Genomic DNA, 23,480 nt, shown 5'->3' on the forward strand with positions numbered 1-23,480 from the left:
AACCCAGCTGATAAAATACCTCTATGATGAAACAGGCCGCCTGACCGACAGAGCCGAAAAACTCAACCAAAAGCGCAAAGGCACATGGTGGGCACTCCAAGACCGCAATGGTATAGTTAATGAGTACCAGTGGAATGTCTACGGCAGTATGACCGAGCGCAAAGCCGGAAATTTGCGGAATGTCTATGAATATGCGCCTAATGGTCAGTTGACGGCTGCAATCTCCAATGGTATGGACTATCGCTACAGCTACGACAAAGACGGCCTGTTGACCGCCAAGAAAGCCAGCGGCAGGACACTTCTGGGCTATACCTATGACGAACTAGGGCGTAAAACCAGCCAGACGGACATTTCCGGGCGAAAAGTCAAATACCAGTTTGACCAGTCAAACCACCTGTGTGACATACGGGATGAATTGTTTGCAGGAACTATAGATGTTTTATCTGGTGTAGGAGCTATAATAGGGGGTGTTTATGAAATGAATAAGTTTTACCAATCAGGAAATAAAATGCATTTTTCGCTGGCAACATTTGGGGTAGCAAAAGGCCTTTCTGATCTTGAACATGGAAGAGGAGGAATAAATGACTTTGTTTTTGGAACAGATAGTGCGCATGACTATTTTAAAGAAGGAGTTATGAATGCTGGTAGCTATTTTACACCAATTAGTAAAGAGAGTTTTGGCTTTATGTATGATATTGGTAGTGCTATTTCGGGAGGGGTTAATGGGAAAGTAGAGCTGCTAGCAAAACAAAAGGATATAGTTAGTGTGGTTGGGGATGTACAAGATAGTGCACTAGAAAATGCGACGAATGATAGTAAAAAGACGGCAGAGGGGATTGTTGAGAAATTAAGAGATCCAGTAAAATGTTATAATGAGGACGCAAAGAATCGTCCAGTTAATATTACTATTGGTGAATTAATGAATGAATTAGGTACTGTAAATCGTTAGGAGTTTTTATATGAAAAAAGTGTTAAAATTCGTTGGGGAAGAAAAGTGGAGAGCGTATCTTTTTTGGTATTTGATTGCATATTTGTTTCTTGCATGGAATATCATAACAAAAGACAATAATCTTTCCTTAGAGAAGTTTTTCCCTTTTAAAATGTTTATGATATACATATCGTATATGTTTGCACCGGTGAACTATAAAATGGTTCATGAGATTTGTTCAAGTGAATGGATACTTAAAAGAAGTATTATAATCAGTGCTGTTTTTATTTTTGTCGTTGTAGTAAGTGCTTTGATCGAGAAAGACTATCATATGGGCGTGTATTGGCTAATTTGGTAATATGGGTGGCGATGTATATAGTTTCATAAAATTACTAGCATCGATTTGTTATGGATGATACTTTAAAAGGTAATGGGATGGTATGCACGTTATTACAATTCAGATGCTATACAATTACTGTTAGCCCAGACACAGCAGAAGCTGATTTTTCTATGGCTGAACCAAACGGACGGCTTTGCCGCCAGCTCCATCAACTCATCCCCGCCAGAGAGCACGAGAAATAAAAGCTTCAAAGCCCCCGGCGGCAAGGAGATACTGCTGACCGATGAGGGCATCTACATCATGTGCCAGCACCAGAGCATCTTTATCGACCTGACACAGGGCGATGGCATCAAGATTGTATCGTCCAAGGATATCCATGTTTCCTCCGATGCCAACGTCACCTTGTCAGCAGAGAAGAAACTGACCATGCTGGCGAAGGAAGGGCTTACTTTACAGGTAGGCGATTTAGCAGGATATTTGGATATTACAGGTGGATATACAGATATAACAATGGCGGTAGAAGCTGCAGGACTATTGATGGCTAGTGAGACTGCTACAATGAGGGAGCAGACGATTGGCTATACAGGAGCTGTAATTACTGGTGTTTATGGTTTGAGTAATGCTGCAAGTGGCGTGGGAGAGTTTTTAGAGGGGGTTGGAGCAGGTGAACACGATTGGGATTTTTTGAAAAGAGGTGCCAGGTGGATTTCTCCTGAAAATGGCGAAATGATATATGATTGCGGTAATTTATTAAAAAGTGGACGTGGAGCAATAGAATCAAAGAAGATAATGGATATTGTAAGTTCGGGAAAAGATTTTAATGATGTGCTGGATGAAACGCAAAAGAAAATAGAAAAATATAATGAAGACATAGATGCGGTCAAGAAAAATGTAATTGAATATGTAAATGATGGTGCGAAAGAATTTAGAAGATATATACCTGAACATGTTGGCGAGAAGAAAAATCAATATCCTACAGATGTTAAGGTTGATAAAAATCTAGGTGTACTGTTTGATGTGTTTAGATAGTAATTGTATAGGGGGAGAGAAAGCAATGAAAAATTTTTTTGTTAAAATGATTGATGGAATTGGGGAAGAAAGATTGAATGATTTTTTTAAAAGCAAAAAAAATCATTCTTATTTTGGTATATACTAACATATGTTATTGTTGCGATTTTTGATTGTGTTAATTTTAATTGGGGGTTACAGAGAAGTTTCTTTCCGTTGAAATTATATCCACTACTGATTGCAAAAAATATAGGAACTGTAATGAATAAAAGAGCAAATAAAGAATTTTTTTCGCCCCAAGAAGCAAAGTGTGATTTTTCGTTAATGTTTGCAATTATTGCTACTACTGCAATAGTAGGTGTTGTTATATATGAATTCACTGGAGTTAACTTGGTTTGGTTAGTGATGTGAATTGTTTGTAAATTAAGAGGAAATTTGTGCTATATTATCGATGATAAAGATACAGTTGATTCTTTGTCAAGGGATGTGGAGATAACGTGAAGAATAATATAATTCTATCATTTTTGACCTATGTGGGAGAAAAGAAATGGAGAGCATATTGTTTTTGGTATTTGATAGGGTATCTGGCGATTGTATGGCATGTAGGAATTAGACGTGGCGATTTTTCATTGTCAGCTCTTTTTCCTTTGAAGATATTACCTGTTTACATATCAATATTTTTTGCACCTGTTAATTATAAGGCTGTACGTGGTCAAGGAACGCAAGAATGGGTTTTGAGAAGGAGTTTTAAGCTGGGAATAGGATTTATAGTGTTGTTGGTGACTATTGCTATATTTGAGAAAACTTTCCGGACTGGTTGGTTTTTGTATATTTGGAAAAAAAATATTTAGAATTTAAGCGGCAGATAATAAGGAGATACTGCTGACCGATGAGGGCATCTACATCATGTGCCAGCACCAGAGCATCTTTATCGACCTGACACAGGGCGATGGCATCAAGATCGTATCGTCCAAGGATATCCATGTGTCCTCCGATGCCAATGTCACATTGTCGTCGGAGAAGAAATTGACTATGCTGGCAAAGGAGAACCTGACACTTCAGGTGGGAGATTCTAAAATCAATATGGGGAAGGATTAGATTGTATTGGGGGCTAAGAATGTGAAGTTAAGTTGATAGATGGGAGAATGTATAATGTCAGATATAAAAGAATATATGACGGATAAGAAAAAAACACATTGTTCTATGGGAAGCTGGCCGGATATGGTGAAAACGAAAGGTCATGGCATAAATAACGAGAATGAACAATATTTAAATGCAACGGATCATTGGCCAATCAAAAATATTATTTGTTATGGGTATTGCCGATGCACAGGCATGTTGTGTGTTCCTGATACGCCTAAGGTGTGGATTGATGTTGATGAAAATGCATTACTGGATGGAGCTCCTCGTTTGACAGAAAAAAGTCGCTTGTTATGTAGGCATGGTGGTGAAATAAGTTTTGGCGAGGGTGAATCATATGGCTTACTAGAATGTATTCAAGATCTGATTGAAGGAAAGTATGCTAAATCTATCGCGCAGGATGATTTAGCGAGCCAATTAAAAAAAATATACGGTAATAAGTTAGTATCAGCATATTTAGATATTACGGGGGGCTATGCTGATGTGAGAGTAGCTGCGGCTGGTGCTGGTTTATTGTTTGCTAGTAATACATCAATGTGTGGTCGTGCACTTGGAGTTACAGGCGTAGCTGTTCTTGGAATATATGGTGCTGGTAATATGGCTAATGGTCTAGGAGAATTTTTGGAGGGGGTTGGAGCAGGTGAACATGATTGGGATTTTGTTAAGAATGAGTTTAAGAGAATTTCTCCGGAATATGGAGAGGCAATATATGATTATGGTAATCTTCTCAAGAGTGGACGTGAAGCAATAAAATCAAAGCAAGTGATGGATATTATAAGTTCTGGGAAAGACCTTAATGATGTAATAGATGTGACAAAAAAGAAAATAGATAAGTGTGCTGATAATATAGAGACAACAAAGAAAAATGTAATAGATTATGTAGATAATCGTGCACGGCAGATTAAAGATAATGTGGATGAATGGAGACGTGGTAAGAATAATGATTATAATACAAATGTTAAAGTAGATAAAAATATAAGTGTGTTATATGAGGTATATAGGAATTAGTTATAATGGGGTGAATTTTCATGATAAAAACACTAATTAAATACATTAATGAAGATGCGTTGAATTCGTTTTTTCAAATAAAAAGTAGAGCTTTTTGGTTCTGGTATATAGTATCGTATATTATTACTATATGCTTTGGATGCTTATATTTTAAATGGTATTCATTGGATGGGGTGGTTCCTTTAAAATTATTCCCATTTTTGTTTGCTAGAACCGCGGGGAAGTGGATGAGTAAAAAGGCAAATAATGAAATATGCCTTTCTAAGGATGTAGAACGGGATTTTAGAAGAATGTTTTTGACTGTTGCTGTTATTGCAATGGTTAGTGTGGTTGTTTATAAATTTACAGGAGTAAATTTAATTTGGTTGATAATGTAAATATCTAAATAGGTGAATTCATATCAAGAGATTAAAGACTTTTTTTATGGAACTCAAACTTCCCACATGCAAAATACTCATGGCACCTTGAAAACTGTATATCTCAAGAGATAAATTCCTTAAGCAGCCTGCAATAACCGCAGCATAGAGTCAGGCAGTTTGGACGTGAACTTTTCGTAGAAGACTTCAACCTGTTCGTCCGTGATATGAAATTCTTCCTGAACCGCAGCCAGCATGGCTTCCACTATGATTTGCATAGACTCCTGGTACGTCTTGTCTGCCATCTCGGCAATGCTTATGATGCCTTCGGTAATACGGTAGACAAGGAAGAACAAATCCTCAACCGCTACCAATACACCGGTCAGCAGTTCGACGCAATTACGCAGCAATACTACCTGCGAGCAAGATTCTACAACCCTGCCATCGCTAGATTTACGCAGGAAGATGAGTATCATGGAGATGGGTTGAATCTTTATGCGTACTGTGCAAATAATCCGGTAGATTATTATGATCTGAGTGGGTATTGTGCAAGCGAAACAAAAGAATCACCAGTTGCAAAAATTTCTGATGTAGATGAGAGTAAATTATCAGGTTGGGTAGAACGGCCGAATAATGAAATATATAATAAGTATAAAGAAACATTTGATAATTCTACTTTCTACAATCAGAAAAATGGCAAAGTTATATGGCCTGAAAATGATGGTGCTGTTTTTGGGACTACAAAATCAGTAACATTAACAAAAGGATATCAAATTGACAGATTTGGCAAGGAGACTGGCTACTATGTTTCACCTAAAGATATGTCTTATGAAAGTAGGTATTTGAGACCGAGAACTAAGGAATTAACGCCATATACGCAATATGAGGTATTGAAGCCAATAAAAGCAGAAGGGAGTGTGATTGCACCATGGTTTAATCAACCAGGTGGAGGTATTCAGTTTAAATTAGAAAAGAGTATACGGGAACTTATTGAAGAAAATAAAATTAGGAGAATTGATTAAATGAAAATGTTAGAGTTAAGGGGAAAATTAAATGAAAAAAAGGTTCCATCTGATATGTATAGTCTTGATGGTTGGACGCCTTTTGAAAAAATGTGTATTGAAAAAATGGGGGGCGAATGGCATGTTTGCTGTAGTGAAAAAGGTTCTAAAAACGGATTGAAAATTTTTAAAAGAGAAGATGATGCATGTGAATATTTTTATAAATGTGTAATGTGGGATTTTAATGCATATTTAGAGTGGAAAAATAAACAGTGATTTATGATTTTTTATAAGAGGTTGTGGATTCGCTAGATAATTGGGTAAATATATTAGGGAAGTTGATAGTTTTATGATTGAAACACTAAATCAATATAAAGAAAAACGTTACCAAGATGTAGAAGGAGATTTTTTAGCCCAAAGCTTTGCCGAGTGGGATAAGGATTTTACTGCAATCTGCAAATTTTGGCGAGATGGTTTGCAGGAAGCAGTGGCTGGAGCTGCTGCGGTGCAACAGGAGACAGGGGAGATTTGTTCTTATCTTAGTATCTCCTTGCTGTTGTCATCAAGATTGTATCGTCCAAAGATATTCATGTGTCCTCTGATGCCAATGTCACACTGTCGGCAGAGAAAAAACTGACTATGCTGGCGAAAGAGAACCTGACACTGCAAGTTGGTGATTCTAAAATCAATATGGGGAAGGAGCAGATTGTGTTGGGGGCTAAGAATGTGAAAATGAGCTGATAGAGGAGACGATATCGTGGCAGATGAAAAAGAATACATGACCGATAAAAAGTTTACGTTTTGTAATAAAGGAAGCTTAAAAGTTATAGTTAGAACCCAGGGATATGGATCATGGAAGAACAATGATGAAATGTTTTTAAATGCTAATGATCATGTAGTAGGTAGTAATATTTTATGTTATGGATATTGCAAATGTTTAGGAGAAATTTGTCGGCCGCGTACACCTAAGGTATGGATATACACAGATGAAAAATCCTTGATAGGCGGTGCGCCAAAATTAACGCAGGATAGTCGTCTGTTTTGTATGAATGGTGGTGTTATTGGGGTTTGTGATGGTGATATACCTAGTATGGAGAGCGGTATAAAATGTTATATTGGAGCCAATAATAATAAGTGGGTTGCAGGTGCGGTTGATACTGTATCTGGAGTGACAGGGATGTATGCAGGCTTTATGCTGATGATGGGCGCTGAAGCTACATTTGGAACATCAGCTATTCTAGGGGTATATATATTCGCAAAGGGGGCATCAGATACTTGGAATGGAATAGGAGAAATTACTGATGCTGTAGTAGGAACTAATGATGCACATGATTATCTAAAAGAGGGAGTAGTTTATCTTGGGGAAAAAACACCGTTAGGTAAAGATGGAACTACCTTTGTATATGATTTTGGTAATATGGCAATGGGGAAGTTGGAGGGAAAAACTGTAGAGAAATTTATTTTTTTGGCTGGGAAGCAAAAAGATGTGAGCACTGTGGTAGAGGATTATATTAACATAAGAAGGAAAAATGAAGTTGTGCAAAATTATGGTCCTAATCCGCAGATAGATAAAAATATCAATGATTTATGCAATGAATTGGGAAGTATAAATCATTAAGAGGAGGATATGAGGTTATGAAGAAAAATATGCTATTTTCTGCTTTTATGTTTGTAGGGAGAAAAAAATGGCGTGCGTATTTTTTTGGTATTTATCTGTTTACTTTATATTGATTATAAATACGCTTATCAAGTGCGAATACTATACTTGGGAAATGTTTTTTCCGTTAAAATTAATGCCATTGTTAGCGGCATATTTCTATGGCCCTATTCATTATAGGCGTTCTAATGGCGAAAGCCCACAAACAATTCGTGATGAGATGTTAGCATCTAGAAAAATGGTGAAATATATATTGGGGGGATCTGCTTTGCTGATTAGTGTGGCTACATTGTCTAAAATTCTGCATGTGAATTTGACTTGGTTCATAATATGAAAATTATCAGGGGATAGAGATGCTGTTTAGAGATATCGACGAATATAATGATGACTTTTATCAAAAAAAGAGCAAGATTATATAAAAAAATATAATACCATTGTGTCAGCATTGGACATTAAACAAGGTGAAGATTGGATAAAATATATGAGGAATGTTATTACTGTTGTCCATCAAGTTCGGGAAAAGTGTGCTGGGGTATTAGCTTTTGTACCGCCATGCCATTATCTTCGTTTATCATTTTTACATATATTTGCTAATGCAGGACGATATGATCCTTGTTTTATCGTGGAGTTTTTCGTTGATGATGGGGATAATCCTTTTGGAAAAGCATTGATAGATGCGAGTGATGTTTTAGGTAAGCCAATCCTATAACTACGATGCGCAGGGTAATGTCACGGGTATATGTGATGGCAAAGGCAACGAAACCAGTTATGTACTGGACAGCTGGGGGCGTATTACCGAAATCCGCAAAGCAGACGGCAGTAAGGAAAATTACGCCTATGACTTTGCCGGAAATATCACCGAAGCCGTGGATGGCAATGGCAATAAACGCATCTATGCATACGATGACAACAACCAGCTGAAATCCATAACCTACCCGGATGGCAGTGAGGAAAAATACCTTTACGGCATTGAGGGAAATCTAAGCAAATTCCAAGACCGCAATGGTATAGTTAATGAGTACCAGTGGAATGTCTACGGCAGTATGACCGAGCGGAAGGCTGGAGATTTGCGTAATGTTTATGAGTATGCCGCAAACGGCCAGCTCACAGCCGCAATATCCAATGGTATGGACTACCGCTACAACTACGACAAAGACGGTCTGTTGACCGCCAAGAAAGCCAGCGGCAGGACGCTTCTAGGCTATACCTATGACGAACTAGGGCGTAAAAACAGTCAGATGCCAATAATATCTACGAATATGACGATTTCCGTCATACATCCAAGATAACAACCAAAGCAGGTAAAACGGCAATCTGGTGCAGTTCATCTTCAACGAGAACAAGGAAGTAATCGCGGAACAAGAAGGTGACAATATCACCCGCCTGATTCGGACAAGTGACCTTTGGGCTATGGAATCCGAGCCGGAGAAAACATGGTATCACTATGCAAGTGACGAGCAGGGCAGTACCATCTTCATTACAGATAGACAGGGCAAAGTAAAGAACCATTATGCTTATGATGCTTTTGGTAATATCATAGAATCAGAGGAACAGATTCCCAACCGTTACCAATACACTGGCCAACAGTTCGACCAGATAACCCAACAATACTACCTGCGGGCAAGATTCTACAATCCGGCAATCGCCAGATTCAAGCAGGAAGACGAGTATCACGGGGATGGGCTGAATCTTTATGCTTACTGTGTTAATAATCCGGTGGATTATTATGATCCGAGTGGATATATCCTCTGCGCGACAGTTGTTGGCTCGTGATATTAAAGAATTACGTAGAGTATATCCTGATATCCCCAATAAAAAATTAAAAGAGTTAATAGACTTGAATAAATTAAAATACCCAGAGATGAGAAAATGATGGTAATAGAAACGTGACTGAGGTGGTAAATAATGACAGGCAATGATTTTGTAAAACTTTGCATGGAAGAAAAGAAAATGATTTTAAAAGAGTATTTTGATGATGAATCTAAATCTGAGGGTGGAGAGATAGAGGAAAGTGCATATATCTATTTTATGAACAACTAATTATTGATTCGAATTGAGAATGATAATTTAGTGGGGGTGCCAATGAAGTTAGATGATTATATGAAAAGTTATGGTGTTAAGAAAAGCGTAAATGACATACCTTTGGGAAATTATATACCTAATGAATTAAAAAATATATATTTGGAATACGGAGGCGTTGAATTGCCGTTTGGAGAAATATTTGACTATGAGACAATGATGAAAGTATCCAAAGAACCACCATTTGCAAAGGAATGGCTGGCCTTTGGGAAAGATAATTTATTTTGCTTTTGGGTATGTAAAATTAATAGTGCAGAAGGTGATAAGATATATACAACATGGGATCATGAAATGGAAAAGGAGATAGGAGAACCGGTTTTTGAAAATATAGTTGATTTTTTTTATGATTGTGAAAAAGAATGGGATGATTTTGATAATCTCAACTCAAATTATGATGCGGTGCTACTCAAATATGATGGAGGATTATCAATGCTGGGGAGAATAAAAAAAGATTTAAATCTTAACATCTCAAGTAAAGATTTATTGATAAAATCGAAGAGCTTACCTTGTAGCTTGGGGGCTGTTCCATATGAAATAGTTGAAAAATTGAAAGCACCGCAATATGATTATTTAAAAGAATACCTAGAGTTTAATAAAATTTAAACCAATTGACGTGGATGAAAGTCAGACGTTGGAAGGAGATAGTTGAAATAAAATGAACGAAAAGATGGAATATTGTATAGAAGAAATTCGAAAGTACAGTGATGGTGTACATGAACTGAGAAAAGGAATTGGTAAAGAAAAAATAAAAATATTTGAGAAAAAGACTGGTATTGTTTTACCTGATGATTATATGGAATTTTTAACCATATATAATGGTGGAGAAATATTTATACCTGGAACATCTATAGCAGGTATATATGATGAAGAGATGAAAGAAAAAGAAAGATTTGGTAACTATTTAGATGATAATTTGCAAAAAAAATGGCCAGATATGGGAGATGAATTATTGATTGTGGCTGATTTGAATTATGGAGATATGATTTGTATTGATGAAAAAAATAATGTAATAGTACAATGGGATCATGAAAAAGGTGAGATCGTTGAGGAATGGGATAGTTTTTCGAGTTGGTTAAAGGACGAACTGGAGATAGGGAAAGATTTGGTTGACTATAATGGAGAAGATAAGTGAATTGATTAAGGATTTAGATTATATTTTAATCAAGCTTTAATGAAAATGTAATCCTGCTCTAATTGAAAGAGAGTATCATTTGTAATAGGTAGAGGAAGAAACGATGGGGGCACCGTGCCATGGAGATTTTCTTTGGCACGATGCCTCTTTTTGTCGGGCTTAGGGATAGAGGGCTTGAAGAGAAAGGAGCGGCTGTGTTAGAGCAGGTTTGGTTTGAGTTGCGTCCGGACGAGGATATCGTAAATCCCATAATGCCAATCGGGATTCCAATGCAGGACTATTCGCAGGTGATGACAGCAGGGGATTTTGCCAGGCTTCAGGATCGTGTCGGTTTCTATGAGCCGAAAATCGGGCTGGAGGTCTGTGATTTCCTGTTTGCGCCGACATTCATGGTAGGGAAAAAGGTAATTTCACTGTTTCGCTCGTTAGCGCCTGAGGTGGAGACGCGGGCACTGGCACTTTTTCCCTGGAGCGATGATGGCGGGCAGGGCATCAATTATTGGATTCCCTGCTTGCCACCGGTTAATTGTCTGGAAAAGGGGCAGGATGGATATTATGTGCATCCGGAGTGCATGGAAGGCAGAGATATCGTGAAGCACGAGGGAAAGCGTGAGGTTCATTGGCTCTTTTCTTTGGCGGCTGCCGAGAAGATCCTGTCCCGGGGCGTGATGGGCGTTCATTTTGTCAGATTACCAGCAGCAGGCAAGGAGGAGCAGATTTGAAAATCACACATGATTGTTTGCAGGTCAGGGGGATTCCCTGCAGCAGGATTCTGGAATTGGAGCTTTACCACGCACCTAATGCCTGCGGCATGGCCCGGTTGGTTTTGGAGACGACGGCGCAGGAAATGGAATATTTCATCCCGCGGGCAGGGAAGGATTTGGTGCGGCTGGTTGTATGCGCTGACGGAACCGGAGAAAAAAACATTTTTTGCGGATATCTGGACGAATTGGATTATGAATTGTCAGGTCAGTATGCTGTGGTTACCTGCACATTGGCAGATGCCTGTATTTTGTTGGATTTGCGCAGGCAGGATCAGACTTATCAGAATCAGTCAGAATCCTATCAGGCGGTTCTGCAGCGTGCTTACGATTTAGCCGGCGTGGCAGTCAATCTCAGTTTTGGGGTAAAGGATAAGCCTGTGGGCAGATTCCTGGCCCAGATGCAGGAAACAGCCTGGGAGTTTTCCAAGCGGCTGGCTTCGCATTTCCATACGGCATTGTTTACCCGTATGGACGAACCAGTGCCGGCTTTGTCAGTAGGACTCCCGAACAGTGATGGGACGGTGCTGCAGCTGAATGGAGCGGAAGCGGTTCTTCAGCAGGACAATCGGCGCTATTGGCGCTATCGCCTGCAGCGTGAACAAGCTGGCAGCGAGGCTGTGCCACAGGATTTTCAGCGGATTTCCTGTGAATCGGATACATATGCCTGCTTGGGGACAGAAGCAGAATTTCGCGGTAAATCCTATGTGATCAGCAAAGTACATGGCAGCCTGCGGGATGGACTCCTGCATATGACCTATGAGTTGGCGGACAAGCGCGGCGTGTTGCTGCCCTGGCGTTATCATCCCGGCTGTGGCGGGCGTATCATCAAGGGGAAGGTGCAGTCGGTGGAACGGGACCGGATAAAGGTCTGGTTTGACGGTATGGATGATGCCTACGATAGCAGCGGCAGTACCTGGTTCCCGTATTCCACAGGGTATTCTTCTCAGGATGGCAGTGGCTGGTATGTCATGCCGGAGCAGGAGGACGAGGTCAGGATACTGTTCCCTTCTCATGATGAGGATGCTGCCTTTGGCGCCAGTGCGGTCAATCAGGCACCGGCTCCATCTGAACGGAACAAGTATTTCCGCGCTCCCGGCGGAAACAATGTGCTGATGGATGAGGATGGCATCACATTGGATTGCGTCTCGGCGGATAGTTTCATCCGGATTTCACAAAGCCGGGGGATACAAATTTATTCCAACAGACCGATTACGATTTCAGCGGAAAAAGATATCACGCTGGATGGAAAAGAGGGCGTGATTGTGATGGCCGATGAAAGTATCACTCTGCAGGTGGGAAAATCAAACATTCATATGGATGCTAAGGAAATTGGTATGGGAGCAGATACTGTCGCCATTGGGGAGGGGGAGTCATGAATATCATTCATCAAGGATTGCAGGTTGACGGCGTAGAACTGCAGCGCATTCAAGATCTGACGATTCGGCATCGTCCCAATCAATATGCCTTTGCCAAGCTGACGGGAGAAGCAGACCGGGCGGCGATGGAATCATTTATGGATAGGTCGGCAGAAAGTCTGATAACCATTACTGTGGGGACAATGTCTGGTGCAGGAAAAAAGATTTTTTGCGGGTATATATTGCGAATCGATCTGGAGGAAAAGGCGGATTACTGTCTGGCGAAAATGTTATTGGCCGATACTTCTTATCGGCTGGATCTGCAACGGGAAAGAAAGTCCTTTCAGAATCTGGCCAGGACCTATGGTGAGATATTGACAGAGGCATGTCAGCAAAATGGTCTGGGGGATACGGCGCAGGTGGCGATGAATGTGCCGGATAAGCCCATCGGTGAATTCATTTTGCAGCTTGATGAGACAGATTGGGCTTTTGCCCGCAGAATGGCTTCCCGCTTCGCTGCGCCGGTCATCACGGATTGCACTGCGGAAAAGCCATATTTATCCGTGGGCTTGTTGCCGCGGGCAGACAGGGAAAACGCACTGGTGCGGGCAGAGTACAGTGTCCGTTATCAGGACGGAAAGCGTCAGTTTTGTGAGGAGAATTCCTTGCTTGGCGGGCGGCAGAGTATGGCAGAAGACTTTGCCAGTTTCACAGTGGAAGCAGATGTTTATCTGCCGCTGGGGGCAAAGGTTTCATTTCAGGGAAAATCGTATTATATCGCAGCCGTGTGGGGAAAACTGCAGGATGGCATGCTGCATATGCGTTATCGGCTGGCCGCTGAAACAGCTTTTTTAGCCCCCAGGCAAAAGAATCCTGCTTGCGCGGGGCTGGTGCTGATCGGGCGCGTGGAGGAAGTCGGTCAGGACAAGGTAAAAGTATATTTCGTGGATGTGGATGATCGCTATGATGAAGGCACGACCAAGTGGTTTACGTATTCCACTACATATTCTTCCAGCGATGGCAGCGGCTGGTATGTGATGCCGGATGAAGGCGATTATGTGCGTGTATTTTTCCCCACGCAGGAGGAGAAGGATGCGTTCTGCGTGAGTACGGTCAATGCCGCACCGCCGGCGAATACACGCAATAAAGTCCTGCGTGCTCCGGGAGGCAAGGAATTGTTGCTTACAGATGACAGCGTCCATCTGATCACGAAGCATCAGGATACATTTGTCGATATGTCTGGGACAGGGATTAATATCGTCACATCAAATACCGTAAATGTCAGGGCAGATAAAAATGTGCTGCTGCAGGGGAAGAAAATTGAGTTTTTGGCAGAAAGAGGAATAAGTTTGCAGGCAAACGGTACAATCATAGATATGTCTGCTAAGGAGCTGAAGTTAGCAGCTGAAGATGTCGTTATCGGAGGTGTATGAAGTGGCAGAGTGTAAAAATTATATGTCGATGGATACTGTATATACTTATTGTGATCATGGTACGGATAAGCAAAGGGTGTATATGTCGGAATCACATGGGGTAATCAATCAGAAGGACAAGAAACCGGTATTGAATGCCAATGATTATAAATATCCGGAGAATATCAAAGGTTACGGCTATTGTAAGGCCCAAAAGGCTCATTCTGTACTGAGAAGGCATAGGCACAAACATGGCAAATATGCGACGCCGACCACTGTATGCAGGCCTATCCTGGAACAGGCATGGCAGGATTGCGATCCCCATTATACCATTGAGGGGGCGCCGGTAGTGCTGGATACAAGCTGCCTGGTCTGTTCACGCGGCGGTATAATCCGTTTCGTAAAGGAGGGTTCTGAGGAGAGCAAGATGCAGGATGCAAGCAAGGATGAATATAGTGCGTTTAGGGGAATAAATGATGCTTTGGACAAATTTGACAAGGCGGTAGCAGAGCATTTGCCCGAATGTATGAAAGACTTGAAGGATGTGCATCTGACCTTGGGGAATCGGGAAAATGGCCTGTATGCGAATCTGTATATCAATGCGGTGGATGCAGATTATAGTGTGACGGAATTTAAACCGAAAGAAAGAGATCTGACTCATGAAAACGCTATCCAGAGCAAAACCGGAGCGGAAGTAGGGTTCACGCATGGAGATATGAATATTTCCGCTGGAGGAGAAGTGGAGGCTGGTAAAACAAAATCAGGGGATATTAGTAATCCAGAGAGTCCGGATGCAAAGGTGTTTGTCAAAGGCAAAGTGAAAGATGCAGAGGCAGAAGCTTCAATACATGCTGATAGGAAAAAAGAAGTCAATGCTCAATATGGCAACTTTAAGATAACGGGTGAAAAGGATAAAGATGGTAAATATAGTGGCGCCGTCAGCGTATCCGACAAGCATGATTAGAAGGAGTAGATATGGAAGCATTATCTTTGGGGGACATCGGATTTGAGGGGCTTCCCGCAGGGAAGCTTTTGGATTTTTCATTGCGGACCTGTGCTGGTGAACACGGATACTGCCACGTTGTCCTGGAAGTGCGTGAAGAAACAGATGATGTGGAATTGTTGTCCTGGCAGCAACATGAAGTAAACGTTTATGGACGGGGACAACTCATTTTTGCCGGTATGGTGACAGAGTCCAATTGTCAATATGCAGACGGTCGTAAGGTGATTTCATTGGTATTGCATTCGCTTTCCTGGAGGATGGATATCAAAAGAAGAAGCCGTACGTTTCAGGCTGTGGATAAAACATTGGAAGATGTAGCTAGGGAAGTGGCCCAAGAATATCATGCGCAGGTAAAGGTCGGAGACAATCCGGTGATTTCACGCATGCTTTATCAGAATGATGAAACCGATTGGATGTTTTTACGACGGCTTTGCGAAGGCTTGGGGCTTATGTTGTTTTGTGATAGCAGCAGTCCGGCGCTTCAACTTAGCTTGTCTGGGGAAGGTTTTAAGGATTACAAGCTTACAGGACAGGAAATCCAGCATGGTTATCATATATCGTATCTTGAAGTACGGAGAAGGCAGGAGAATACCAAAAAGCAATCACGGGTGGATGAGTTTTTGGATCAAAAAATAATAACTTATGATTTATTGCCGGGGGCTGGCTATGGCCTTACATTGGCAAATCGTGCACAGGTGGTGCTGAAAAGCAGAATTGGATTACAGGGAGATTTTTTGGAAAATTGGATGTTGATAAGGCATAAAGAGGGGGTGTGCACGACTGCCGCTAAACAAAGAAAGTGTTGGAACAGACCATGTTATATCCCTGGTAAGATACTTGATGTTCAGGGACAGCAAGTCAAGATGCAATTTGACTGCGATGAAAATCAGGATAAGGAAAAAGCCAGGTGGATCACACATGAGAATACGGTGAATAACTATATGTATTCGATGCCGGATGAGGGGGATAAGGCCTATACTTACTTTGAAGAATGTGGTGAACTGGTGGCGATGGGCAGCCAGCGTGGTGACCTGGGGGGCAATCCGGATTACCAGAATCCGGAAAATCGCAATCTTACATCTGAAAATCAGATGATTCAGTTCCAGCCAGACAGTACGGTGTGTATTGCCGGGCGTGAGGGCAGTGATTCTTCGCGGATTACTGGTGATACAAGTACGGGAATCGATATTATATCCAGTGAGAATATCTATATACAAAGACCGGAGAAAATTTCTATTCAGGCGAATGTGACAAAAAATGATGATGAAGCCAGTGAACTGCTCCCAGGGTTCGATAAAGGTTATAATGAGTATCTTGGCGCCGGAGGTGTACCGGTGGAATATCCTTATAAATTGTCAGATTTCTTAGTAGAGCTGGGCGAAGAACCCAAGAAGCTGCAAGAGAACAGTCCTTGGTTTGAACCTGTAGAAAAATCAAAATCTGTAAATCTATTGGATATGGCTGCGAAAGGACGATAAGGGTATGTCAACGATATGTATAAAGTCCGAGCATTATGTGAAGTTTGCTGTGCAAAAATCGCAGATGATCGTGAATGCCGATGCCAAAACGATTTTTTTACAGGCCAAGATCATCAATCAGGAAGGTTATACGCATGCGAAATACGCCAATGCTGTAAAGACTTCGGCAGAACTGCAGCAGGCGCAGTCTGCAGCGGATTTAAAGGCGCTGGCGAGAGCAGCGTTCTTCGTGGGTTCGTTTATCCCCTGCCCGCCGTTGCAGATTGCCTGTGCACTCGGTTCGGTGGCGCTGGATCTGAATGATGCGTACGAAGCGTCCAAAAGAGGAGATACCACAGCTAGAAATTGGGGCGTAGCCATGGCTGTCCTGGATGCGATCCCACTGATGAAAGCCGCCAAGGGGATTCCTTGTGTGGCCAGAGTGGCTTCGCGTGCAGGAGAAGCCGCTACAGCAGGTATGGCACGTGCGGGGGAAATAGCTGCCGCAGGTGCGGCGCGCGCCGGAGAATTGGCTGAGACAGTTGCAGCCTCGCGGGCTGCAAGAGCTTTGCGTCCTGCGGGGGAGGCTGTGATCGATACAATGCGGTCATTCCGAAGCTGGGGCGGAAATTTGCGGGTAATCCGGGGAGCGCAGGTGCTGGGCCGACAGGTAATCGAGGTGGGAAGTACGGTGCTCCCTGAGTTTGCAGCGGCGCATCCTGACCTGATCAGTAAATTGAATACAGGCCGTCGATGGGCAGTCAATGCAGGGAAAACTGGTGTCGAGGCGACACATAAATTCCTGACCAGTAAAGGGGTTACCGCTGTCAGATTAGGGGCTACAGGAGTAGTGGACTACAAATATAATGATAGCTGTAACAGAAAACATCTGAATGATGATATCGATGATGCAGAAAAAAATGCGGCAAATTCTATTGGTGAAGTAGTAAAATGAAAGCTTTAAAAGTAGATGAATTTTATCATAACAGGTATATCCCCTTGGAAGAGATGTTCCTCTCGGCCGTTAATCAATATTACATTGAACATTCGGCAGAGCTGCAGGGAAGTTTTTTTAGCTGTTTGCGGCAAATATTGCAGAAAACAGGAAATGGAACAATAGGACCTGTCCGTAACGTATATTGTACTTTGCAGTATACTGATTTTTTTGCCGGACTGGCCAGGGTTAATATCTATCTTTGTGACGAACAAGGGACAATCATGACCATGGGCGAATGGGATTGTCGCTGGCTGCTGCCTCTTTGGCATAGCTTTGTTGAGCAGGTCACGGATGAAAGGGCCTATGTGCGTGCCTATATCCATCCGTCGATGTTTCGTCCGTTTTACCCTGCGACGCTTCGGCAGCTTATGGGGGTTATGGCAGAGTATTTTAGGCTATGGATTTCCTTTGACCTGCTGGAGATTATGGAGGGGGTGCCACATACAGATGAAGTCCTGTTTACCTTTGGTGAATATCTGGGAAGGCAGAATATAGTCGGGCGCTTGCGTCCTGCGGTAAATCTCATGAAATATACAGGCCAGGATGATTGGACAACGGATGAATTGCAATATCGCTGTTTTTGCCGGAACCGTTATCGTGTAAAGACGCTGGGCAGGCTGGATTTACAGCATAGTATATTTCAGGATTGCCTGTTTGAGCCATGGCGGTTTGCACAAACTAATTTGCGTGAGGTACTGTTCCAAAATTGCAGGTTTCATCTGACGGATTTTACGCAGGCAGATTTGCAGGGGGCAATATTTGTGGCTTGCTCTTTTGAGGATTGCCATTTTTATGAAGTTACTGCTGCTGGCGAAGCAAGCATGTATGCGATGCTCTTTCAGGATTGTCTGTTCGATGGCGTATCCATCGTTGGTTGTGATTGGCATGATGTAGCAGTTCAGAATTGTGTATTCCGCCATATGAGCACAGAGCGTTGTAATTTGTCTGAAGAGTTATTGATGAATATGAAAGCGGAGGGATAACAGGTGGCGGCCTTATCATTTTATGATGACGATTACGAATTTGCGTTTCGGGGACATAGCTATAGATTCAAGGAAAGATTATTTTACGATGACAAGTTTTCGGTCAGGCTTCCTGAATCATTTGCGCTGATGCCGGATTCGGTAAAAGAGATATATTTGCCGGGAAGCAAACCGGGGCAATTATTGCTGACAGATGATGCAGGACAGTTTTCTTTCAGCCTGTTGCGGGCAGATGATCCGGTAGATGCAGAGATTCTGGCTAAGCAGGTGGAAATCTGCAAACTCGTTCTGCCTAAGATGGCAGCTGGTGTTCATATTTATGAGGCATCTGTATTGACCGGATGCTATCAGCAATTAGCTTATTTTGAATATATCAGTGATGGACTGCTGGAACGTATGTATAATTGCATGTTCCTGACAGGTGTCAGCGGGCATATGGTATGGGGGACGATTTCCTTTTCGTATGGCAATCGCAAGTTGAAATCTTTGGCCAAGGAAATCGCTTGTTCCTGCCATGATCTCAGCATAGTTGAATGATCTGATAAAATCTGTGAGGGGTTGTTTCTATGATGCGTTTTTATTTCATTGCTGCTGTTTTGATGGGGTGTTTATGGCTGCTGAGTGAGAATGGGGCACTGCAGGATATCGATTGCTTTTGGAAAACAAGCAGTTTCATTGCTTCGGAAAAGCAGGAACTGCGGATTGAGCTGCCGGTGCGCCTGGAACCGCTGTCCGAGTCCGATGAGGGCTATACGGTATGTCAGGCTGACTGTGACGATATGTTCGTGGATCTGCATAGCGAGAGCTTGTATCTGCAGGAAGACCGGGACAGATATATGCAGGAAGGGCCGCAGAAGCGTGTCCTGAAGATAATGGGAAATTATGGTATAGAGAATGTGTCCATGACGCATCAGGAGACTGCGGTCGTCAATCATATTCCGCTGCGAAGATTTCATTTTACCGGTCAGCAGAAAGGGCAGGATGTGGAGATCGAGGTGGTGACGATTGCCCGGAAGAATCTGGGCTGGATTTTCACCTTTATCTATGATGCCGGTGATAAAGAAGCGGAACGGCAGGTACAGAAGGGAATTGCCAGCCTGCAATATGCTGAGCGGGCAAAATGAAATTTTTTTCAAAAAGTGCTTGACGAAGCCGGATGATGGTGTTAATATATTACATGTCCTTGAGAACAAGGCGCATGACTCACTAGCTCAACTGGCAGAGCAACTGACTCTTAATCAGTAGGTTCACGGTTCGATTCCGTGGTGGGTCACCATTTGAAATTACAAGCTCTTAGGCTTTGCCTGGGAGCTTTTCTTGTATGCTCTTGCAGGAAAGGTTCATCTAATGAAAGAAGATACCATTGCAAAAATAAAAGAGGAGACGGCTGGCTGGGAATATATGAAAAACCTGCCGGAGGAGTGGCACGGTTTCAAGCTCCATAGGGAGCCGGTCATTGGCAAGAATAAGTATGACCTCTATGCCTATGTCAATGAAAATTGGCATAAAAGAGCCATCGTTTACTTCCATGAGGAAACCCGTGAGTACAAGGTGCGGCTGAAAATCGGCCTGATCGAGTTTGCCCGGATTGAGTTTATCACGGGCAAACTTTCCGTGTTTGAGGAATTGCTGAATAGTCAGTTTGAACAACTCCTGATGGATATGGCTGATTTCAATCCGGCCACCCTCAGCAGCATCGTGGTGGACAAGAATCTGCCGGATTGGCAGTATGGCAGGGATTTGCCGGCAGAAAATGAGGGGTTCGAGCTCTTTATCAAGCCGGCTGAACCGGTGAAAATCAATAATGGTTCGTATATTGTCATTGATTATGTGAACTTTGCACTCGAGAGCAGTTTTACGGTCTACTATAATATTTACCGGGATGAATTCTTCGCCGAGGCCCGGATCTGGAATATCCCTGATGTAAATTACGATTTTGATTCGAATGACCTGCGGGAGCTGGAGGAGAAACTGCGCACCCGCATGCCGGCCCGCTTGCAGCAGGTAAGGCAATGGGCGGAAGAACAGAAGGATGAGGTACACTATGATAGTAATTGATAAAGCAATCTTGCATATTTTGGATTTCAACTCCGGCATGACGGTGTATTCGGATGAAGAACTCACGGTACAGGACAGCATTGAGACCTTCCTGCACAAGCATATCGAAAAAGCCTGGGGCAGTCAGGATGCCAAGCCGGGGACGTTCTATGATGACAGCCACTGTGCCCAGCTGGTGAAGGAATACCTCAGCGGGGAAATGAGCTTTGTGCCCTTTTCCAAGGAATTGGGCAAGAAGCTTGAAGATGCTTTCGTCCATGCCGAGGAAATGGCGTCGAGCGATGTGATTGTGGCCGATGTGCGCATTGATGACCGGCGGCAGATCGTGATCTTCAAATCCAACAGCCATATCGGTTATACGCATCAGGTGAATCAGACCGAGGCGGGCATTAAGAACGAGATCATCAATCATTATTCCATCATGCCCAACCTGTCCCAGAAGATGGAGGAATTTGCCTTTATCGATGCCGAAACGAGGGAAGTTTCGGTCACGGCGAAAAAGTACACGATCGATGGCAACAGCATCCTGGTGTTCCCGGAAATCCTGCTCGAATGTAGCTTGACGCCTTCGCCGAAGGAAGCAATCAAGAACCTCAGCAAGACGGCGGCCAAGGTGGCCGAAGCCTATGGGCAGGACAAGGTGGCCACGGAAGCGGCGGTCAAGAGCTATGTGACGGAAAATATGCAGACGACTGACGAACTGGATCTGGTTGAGGCGGGCAAGGAAATCTTCAAGGAGAATCCTTCCATGCAGGCGGATTTTGACAATGCCATCAAGGAAGCGGGCTTCACGGAACCTGTGAAGATGGATCAGGAAGCGACCATCAAGAAGATGTGCAAGCATAAGCTCAAGACGGATACGGGCATCGAACTGACGATTCCCTCCGAGTACTTCGACAATACGGAGTTCATGGAGTTCCATAACAATGAGGATGGGACGCTCTCCATCATGCTCAAGCATATCGGCAATATCGTGAACCGCGGTTGACAGGAGCGAAACTATGCAAGTAAATGGCGATTTGGCCAATATCAAAACCTATGTGCTGGAGAAATTGAAAGCGCTCTATGAGCTCAAGGTGCCCATCGGGCAGATTTCTACCAGAGAATTGAATGAGGAAATGCTCGCCATCACTGAGGATACGGACCGGGAAGTGGCGGTGTATCTGAACCGTCAGGGAAAGGTCGTGCAGGTGTCCTTGGGGGATACGGCGACGGTGGACCTGCCGGAGTTCAAGCAGAAAACGCGCTCGGATCTGCGGCTGTCGGGCATCCGCTGCATCCATACCCATCCGAGCGGGGATGTGCGGCTTAGTGCGCCTGACCTGTCATCCTTGCGGCGTCTGCGCTTTGACTGCATGGCTGCCATTGGCCGCAGGGATGGCAAGATTATCGGCTGCCTGGCCTTCTTTGCCGGGGAGATGAGCGAGGACGGTGCGCAGCTGCTGACGCAGTACGGCCCGGCAGAGGACAAGGTGCTCGCGCAGATCAACCTGAACATGCTGGTGACGGTGGTCAACAAGAAACTGGCGGCCCAGAGCACGAAGTCCACGGAAGACGAGGTGGAACGGGCAATATTGGCTGGCGTGGAGCGCCCTGGCAGCAGCTGGCCCATCGAAGAATCCATGGCAGAGCTGGAACGGTTGGCCGATACCGCCGGGGCAAAAGTAGTGGCCACGTTCACCCAGCGCAAGGAAAAGCCCGATGCGGCGTTTTTCCTGGGCAAGGGCAAGGTCAATGAACTGGCTATGGAGATTCAGAACCTCGAAGCAACGCTGTTGATTCTCGATGATGAACTCACGCCCTCCCAGCAGCATAACTTAGAGCGTATGCTCGGCGTCAAGGTCATTGACCGCACGGCGCTGATCCTCGATATCTTTGCCCAGCGGGCCCACTCGCGGGAAGGCAAGCTGCAGGTGGAGCTTGCGCAGCTGCGCTATAATCTGCCGCGCCTCAGCGGCCAAGGTTTGGCGCTTTCCCGTCTGGGTGGCGGTATCGGTACCCGCGGCCCCGGTGAAACAAAGCTTGAAGTGGACCGGCGGCGCATCTACAGCAAGATCCACGACATCGAAGAGCAGATTGAGGGCATGAAGAAAAGCCGCACCCTGCACCGCAAGCGACGTAAGGAATCGCAGATTCCGTTGGTGGCGCTGGTGGGCTATACCAATGCGGGGAAATCCACGCTGTTGAATAAACTGACCGGTTCGGAGGTCTTTGCCGAGGATAAGCTCTTTGCTACGCTGGACCCGACCACCCGGCACTTGCAGTTGCCGGAAAAGCAGGATATACTTTTAACAGATACGGTTGGCTTCATCCAGAAGCTGCCGCATACGCTGGTCAAGGCTTTCCGGGCCACGCTGGAGGAAGTGCAGGAGGCAGATCTGCTGCTGCATGTGGTGGATTGCAGCAATGAGAATCTCGAAGCCCAGATTGAAGCGGTGGTTTCGGTGCTCAAGGAATTAGAGGCGGATAACAAGCCCGTGCTCTATGTCTTCAACAAGGCGGATCAGCTGGATAATCCCCATATCCGGGAACAGCTGTTGCGCGGCCGTGACGGCGTCTTTATCTCGGCCATGACCGGGGAGAATCTCGATGCCCTGCAGCGGCGCATCGAGGGCTTTTTCCAGGAAAGCCAGGTGCGCATGACGCTGTTGATTCCCTATGCTGAGGGCGCGGCGGTCACGAGGCTGCATCAGCTCAATGCCGTGGTGGAGACGGCCTATGAGGAGGCGGGCACGAAAGTAGAAGTGCGCCTGCCTCTGTCGGAAAAAGATAATTTCGTACAATATGAACTAAAGGAGTAAT

At 43.8% G+C, this 23,480-nt stretch carries 31 protein-coding genes, 1 tRNA gene and 1 pseudogene; 32 read left to right on the forward strand and 1 reads right to left on the reverse strand.

Features of this window, described 5'->3' with window-relative positions:
• The 8 genes from BLQ59_RS03970 to BLQ59_RS04000 all read left to right on the forward strand — a co-directional run.
• Positions 1–949, forward strand: a 949-nt coding sequence (locus tag BLQ59_RS03970) for an RHS repeat domain-containing protein (protein WP_143005278.1), incomplete at its 5' end; no start/stop codon positions are given.
• Between the two features lie 10 nt (positions 950–959).
• Positions 960–1,286: a hypothetical protein gene (locus tag BLQ59_RS03975; RefSeq protein ID WP_074571636.1), complete on the forward strand. Its 327-nt coding sequence runs from the start codon at positions 960–962 to the stop codon at positions 1,284–1,286.
• A 72-nt stretch (positions 1,287–1,358) separates the two neighbouring features.
• Complete coding sequence (locus tag BLQ59_RS15940) at positions 1,359–2,297, forward strand: hypothetical protein (RefSeq protein WP_074571637.1); 939 nt, start codon at positions 1,359–1,361, stop codon at positions 2,295–2,297.
• A gap of 240 nt (positions 2,298–2,537) precedes the next feature.
• Positions 2,538–2,687 carry a hypothetical protein gene (locus tag BLQ59_RS15715; RefSeq protein ID WP_176756720.1) on the forward strand — a complete coding sequence of 50 codons (150 nt, stop codon included), beginning with the start codon at positions 2,538–2,540 and terminating at the stop codon, positions 2,685–2,687.
• A gap of 86 nt (positions 2,688–2,773) precedes the next feature.
• Positions 2,774–3,127 (forward strand): hypothetical protein, encoded by a 354-nt coding sequence (locus BLQ59_RS03985; protein ID WP_074571638.1) that lies wholly within the window; start codon positions 2,774–2,776, stop codon positions 3,125–3,127.
• A 55-nt stretch (positions 3,128–3,182) separates the two neighbouring features.
• Positions 3,183–3,374, forward strand: a complete 192-nt coding sequence (locus tag BLQ59_RS03990) for a hypothetical protein (RefSeq protein WP_074571639.1) — start codon at positions 3,183–3,185, stop codon at positions 3,372–3,374.
• 54 nt (positions 3,375–3,428) lie between these two features.
• The gene (locus tag BLQ59_RS03995) at positions 3,429–4,424 is read left to right on the forward strand and encodes a DUF4280 domain-containing protein (protein WP_074571640.1); all 996 of its coding nucleotides are present in this window, start codon (positions 3,429–3,431) and stop codon (positions 4,422–4,424) included.
• Positions 4,425–4,444: 20 nt separating this feature from the next.
• Positions 4,445–4,801 carry a hypothetical protein gene (locus tag BLQ59_RS04000; RefSeq protein WP_074571641.1) on the forward strand — a complete coding sequence of 119 codons (357 nt, stop codon included), beginning with the start codon at positions 4,445–4,447 and terminating at the stop codon, positions 4,799–4,801.
• Positions 4,802–4,920: 119 nt separating this feature from the next.
• Here BLQ59_RS04000 and BLQ59_RS16320 read toward each other — a convergent pair whose 3' ends face one another.
• Entirely contained in the window at positions 4,921–5,190 is a 270-nt protein-coding gene (locus tag BLQ59_RS16320; protein WP_256324605.1) for a hypothetical protein, read from the reverse strand.
• Between BLQ59_RS16320 and BLQ59_RS15945 the strand changes: the two genes are divergently transcribed.
• From BLQ59_RS15945 to hflX, 24 genes and pseudogenes are all read left to right on the forward strand, one after another.
• Positions 5,137–5,802, forward strand: a complete 666-nt coding sequence (locus BLQ59_RS15945; RefSeq protein ID WP_256324602.1) for a glycohydrolase toxin TNT-related protein — start codon at positions 5,137–5,139, stop codon at positions 5,800–5,802. The genes BLQ59_RS16320 and BLQ59_RS15945 overlap by 54 nt on opposite strands.
• Complete coding sequence (locus BLQ59_RS04015) at positions 5,803–6,057, forward strand: hypothetical protein (RefSeq protein ID WP_074571642.1); 255 nt, start codon at positions 5,803–5,805, stop codon at positions 6,055–6,057.
• A gap of 73 nt (positions 6,058–6,130) precedes the next feature.
• Complete coding sequence (locus BLQ59_RS04020; RefSeq protein WP_074571643.1) at positions 6,131–6,418, forward strand: hypothetical protein; 288 nt, start codon at positions 6,131–6,133, stop codon at positions 6,416–6,418.
• Between the two features lie 120 nt (positions 6,419–6,538).
• Positions 6,539–7,399, forward strand: a complete 861-nt coding sequence (locus BLQ59_RS04025; RefSeq protein ID WP_074571644.1) for a PAAR-like protein — start codon at positions 6,539–6,541, stop codon at positions 7,397–7,399.
• A gap of 475 nt (positions 7,400–7,874) precedes the next feature.
• Positions 7,875–8,147 (forward strand): hypothetical protein, encoded by a 273-nt coding sequence (locus tag BLQ59_RS15725; RefSeq protein WP_143005280.1) that lies wholly within the window; start codon positions 7,875–7,877, stop codon positions 8,145–8,147.
• A gap of 157 nt (positions 8,148–8,304) precedes the next feature.
• A complete protein-coding gene (locus tag BLQ59_RS16580) occupies positions 8,305–8,727 on the forward strand; it encodes a hypothetical protein (protein ID WP_074571645.1) in 423 nt (140 codons plus the stop codon).
• A gap of 28 nt (positions 8,728–8,755) precedes the next feature.
• On the forward strand, positions 8,756–9,211 hold the full coding sequence (locus BLQ59_RS16325) for an RHS repeat-associated core domain-containing protein (protein WP_256324594.1): 456 nt from the start codon (positions 8,756–8,758) through the stop codon (positions 9,209–9,211).
• A gap of 132 nt (positions 9,212–9,343) precedes the next feature.
• A complete protein-coding gene (locus BLQ59_RS16330; RefSeq protein ID WP_256324595.1) occupies positions 9,344–9,478 on the forward strand; it encodes a hypothetical protein in 135 nt (44 codons plus the stop codon).
• A gap of 42 nt (positions 9,479–9,520) precedes the next feature.
• Entirely contained in the window at positions 9,521–10,120 is a 600-nt protein-coding gene (locus BLQ59_RS04045) for a hypothetical protein (protein ID WP_074571646.1), read from the forward strand.
• Between the two features lie 52 nt (positions 10,121–10,172).
• Positions 10,173–10,649 (forward strand): SMI1/KNR4 family protein, encoded by a 477-nt coding sequence (locus BLQ59_RS04050; protein WP_074571647.1) that lies wholly within the window; start codon positions 10,173–10,175, stop codon positions 10,647–10,649.
• A gap of 119 nt (positions 10,650–10,768) precedes the next feature.
• Positions 10,769–11,371, forward strand: coding sequence for a hypothetical protein (locus BLQ59_RS04055; protein ID WP_074571648.1), 603 nt, complete (start codon positions 10,769–10,771; stop codon positions 11,369–11,371).
• Positions 11,368–12,789 (forward strand): hypothetical protein, encoded by a 1,422-nt coding sequence (locus BLQ59_RS04060; protein ID WP_074571649.1) that lies wholly within the window; start codon positions 11,368–11,370, stop codon positions 12,787–12,789. The genes BLQ59_RS04055 and BLQ59_RS04060 overlap by 4 nt, the downstream gene beginning before the upstream one ends.
• Positions 12,786–14,201 (forward strand): contractile injection system protein, VgrG/Pvc8 family, encoded by a 1,416-nt coding sequence (locus BLQ59_RS04065; RefSeq protein ID WP_074571650.1) that lies wholly within the window; start codon positions 12,786–12,788, stop codon positions 14,199–14,201. The genes BLQ59_RS04060 and BLQ59_RS04065 overlap by 4 nt, the downstream gene beginning before the upstream one ends.
• A 28-nt stretch (positions 14,202–14,229) precedes the next feature.
• A pseudogene (locus tag BLQ59_RS16505) lies at positions 14,230–14,580 on the forward strand (PAAR-like protein); the annotation flags it as partial.
• A gap of 27 nt (positions 14,581–14,607) precedes the next feature.
• Positions 14,608–15,144 carry a DUF2213 domain-containing protein gene (locus BLQ59_RS16335; protein ID WP_256324596.1) on the forward strand — a complete coding sequence of 179 codons (537 nt, stop codon included), beginning with the start codon at positions 14,608–14,610 and terminating at the stop codon, positions 15,142–15,144.
• An 11-nt stretch (positions 15,145–15,155) separates the two neighbouring features.
• On the forward strand, positions 15,156–16,661 hold the full coding sequence (locus tag BLQ59_RS04075) for a contractile injection system protein, VgrG/Pvc8 family (protein ID WP_074571652.1): 1,506 nt from the start codon (positions 15,156–15,158) through the stop codon (positions 16,659–16,661).
• 4 nt (positions 16,662–16,665) lie between these two features.
• Positions 16,666–17,595, forward strand: a complete 930-nt coding sequence (locus BLQ59_RS04080) for a hypothetical protein (protein WP_074571653.1) — start codon at positions 16,666–16,668, stop codon at positions 17,593–17,595.
• Positions 17,592–18,620, forward strand: a complete 1,029-nt coding sequence (locus tag BLQ59_RS04085; protein ID WP_074571654.1) for a pentapeptide repeat-containing protein — start codon at positions 17,592–17,594, stop codon at positions 18,618–18,620. Before BLQ59_RS04080 ends, BLQ59_RS04085 begins: the two co-directional genes overlap by 4 nt.
• A gap of 3 nt (positions 18,621–18,623) precedes the next feature.
• On the forward strand, positions 18,624–19,157 hold the full coding sequence (locus BLQ59_RS04090; RefSeq protein ID WP_074571655.1) for a hypothetical protein: 534 nt from the start codon (positions 18,624–18,626) through the stop codon (positions 19,155–19,157).
• Between the two features lie 29 nt (positions 19,158–19,186).
• Positions 19,187–19,744 (forward strand): hypothetical protein, encoded by a 558-nt coding sequence (locus BLQ59_RS04095; protein WP_074571656.1) that lies wholly within the window; start codon positions 19,187–19,189, stop codon positions 19,742–19,744.
• 76 nt (positions 19,745–19,820) lie between these two features.
• Positions 19,821–19,896 (forward strand) — tRNA-Lys (locus BLQ59_RS04100).
• Positions 19,897–19,967: 71 nt separating this feature from the next.
• Positions 19,968–20,678, forward strand: a complete 711-nt coding sequence (locus BLQ59_RS04105) for a hypothetical protein (protein ID WP_074571657.1) — start codon at positions 19,968–19,970, stop codon at positions 20,676–20,678.
• Entirely contained in the window at positions 20,665–21,666 is a 1,002-nt protein-coding gene (locus tag BLQ59_RS04110) for a nucleoid-associated protein (protein ID WP_074571658.1), read from the forward strand. The genes BLQ59_RS04105 and BLQ59_RS04110 overlap by 14 nt, the downstream gene beginning before the upstream one ends.
• Positions 21,667–21,679: 13 nt before the next feature.
• On the forward strand, positions 21,680–23,479 hold the full coding sequence (gene hflX, locus BLQ59_RS04115; protein ID WP_074571659.1) for a GTPase HflX: 1,800 nt from the start codon (positions 21,680–21,682) through the stop codon (positions 23,477–23,479).
• Position 23,480 lies beyond the last annotated feature (1 nt).

This window comes from Pseudoselenomonas ruminantium, from assembly GCF_900104055.1.
GTDB classification, from domain to species: Bacteria; Bacillota; Negativicutes; order Selenomonadales; family Selenomonadaceae; genus Selenomonas_A; species Selenomonas_A ruminantium_C.